This window comes from Lapillicoccus sp. (assembly GCF_036559105.1).
In the GTDB taxonomy this organism is placed as follows: Bacteria; Actinomycetota; Actinomycetes; order Actinomycetales; family Dermatophilaceae; genus Lapillicoccus.
This window is the reverse complement of sequence record NZ_DATBTV010000022.1, coordinates 1-1,927: the sequence shown is the minus strand read 5'-3', so window position 1 is coordinate 1,927 and position 1,927 is coordinate 1. Positions and strand designations below refer to the sequence as shown.

At 69.3% G+C, this 1,927-nt stretch carries 1 protein-coding gene; it reads left to right on the top strand.

Translation table 11 applies throughout. The features are described from left to right. Positions 1–554 precede the first annotated feature (554 nt). Positions 555–1,927: phosphotransferase (locus VIG79_RS03040; protein WP_331881984.1), on the top strand; the 1,373-nt coding region annotated here is incomplete at its 3' end.

The following is a 1,927-nucleotide window of genomic DNA, read 5'->3' as shown; positions in this document are numbered from 1 at the left end:
GGGGTAACGCTCAAAATCGGCGATGGCCATTGGGGACCCTTCAGTAACGTTGAGGCAGTTTATAGGCCGCACACGCGTTCAGCGATGCTGTTGCGGCTCACCACTTTGCCCATTCAGGCGTTGGGGCGGTCAAGATTCGCGTTCCGCGCCCGGCGTCGGGCCATGTGAACCGCACATCCGGATCGCTTGGCCGTTCCCAACCTGTGAACTGATTGGGGATGCTGAGACGCGGTCGATCTCGAGGTCTCCGTGTTAGCCCACCAAATGAATGCGACGACAGCCGAGAGCACGATAACGAAAGCGATGGTCGGGCTCGCCGTATGAGGGAGGTCGTCGGCTTGTTCGAACACGGAGGCGACGGCTGCTCCGATGCCTCCGCTGACGACGGCCAGCAGGGCGACAGTGGCGAACTGAGTCACGTGCCCTCCCTGCTGGTTTCCATGTTCCACTCTCCCTCGATCCGGTCGACGACACATCAGGCGTGGGGCTGATCCATATCATTCTGAGGGCCCTCACTAGACTGACCTCGAATCATCGCCGACTCCTGGAGCAATGTGCCGAACTCCGACTTCCTCACCCAGCCCGCACTCCCGCGCCCCGAGGTGACCGCTGAGGACGCCGCGGCGATCGCCGCCGCTCGATTCGGTCTGGAGGGCCGGATCCTTGAGCTGGGCAGCAACCAGGACCGCAACTTTCGCATCGACACCGGGGCCGGCCGCTATGTGCTGAAACTGGCCAACCCGGTGTTCTCCCGCGACGAACTGCGGGCGCAGAACGCGGCCCTCGCGGCGCTCGCCGACTCCGGCATCCGCATCCCCGAGGCGATCGTTTCGCTGGACGGCGAGGAACTCGTCCCTGTCGAGGTCCGTGGCACCACCCTGCTCGCACGCGTACTCCGCTACCTCGAGGGCGAGCCGCTGACCGGCGTCGGACGCCCCTCCCAGGAGCAGCTGCGAACCCTCGGCACGCTGGCGGGCAGGGTCGCCCGCGGCCTTTCCGACCTCCGGCACCCGGGGCTCGACCGCACGACACAGTGGGATGCGCGTATCGGCGGCGAGGTCGTCGACTTCCTCCTCGACCACGTCGAGCAACCGGCGAAACGCCGGGTGGTCCGCGAGGCGACGGACGCGGCGCTCGCCCGTCTCGAGCCACTGCGCGAGCGGCTGCGAGTGCAGGCGGTCCACGGCGACGTCACCGACGACAACATCGTCCTCGGTGAGGACGGCCCTGGCGTCATCGATTTCGGCGACGTCTCCGACGGCTGGCTCGTCGCCGAACTCGCTGCGACGGTCGCGAGCGCGCTGCATCATGTCCCCGACGAACCGCTCGCCGTCCTGGACGCGGTGGAGGCGTTCCACGCCGAGGCGCCGCTGGACGACGCCGATCTCGCCGCTCTCTGGCCGCTCGTCGTGCTGCGCGGAGCGGTGCTGGTGGTCAGCGGCGAGCAGCAGGTGGCGCTGGAGGCGGACAACCTCTACGCGGACGAGAACCGCGCCCACGAGTGGGTGGCGTTCGACGTCGCCCGGCGACTGGATGCGGAGGAGGTGGAGACGCTGGTCCGGGCGCGCCTGGCAGGGGTCGGAGCTGACACGGGCCGCGAGCCCACGCCGCAACCCACGCCACACCCCGCGCTCGGCCGCCTCGTCGCCTTCCCGAGCACCGCATCCGACCTCGCAGACCTGTCCGTCACAGCCCGCGACCTCGACGCCGGCGCCTGGCTGCGCGACGACGCGGAGGACGTCGTGCTCGCCCGCATCTGCCGCGACCGCGGCCACGCGATCACCCGGTACGGCGAGGCGCGACTGACCCGGGCGATCACCGACCGCTCCGTCCCGTCCGCCACCGTGGCCCTGGCCGTCACACTGGATGCGCCGACCGGTGTGGAGGTGACCGCTCCGTTCGCGGGCGAACTCGCCCGCGCCGGCGA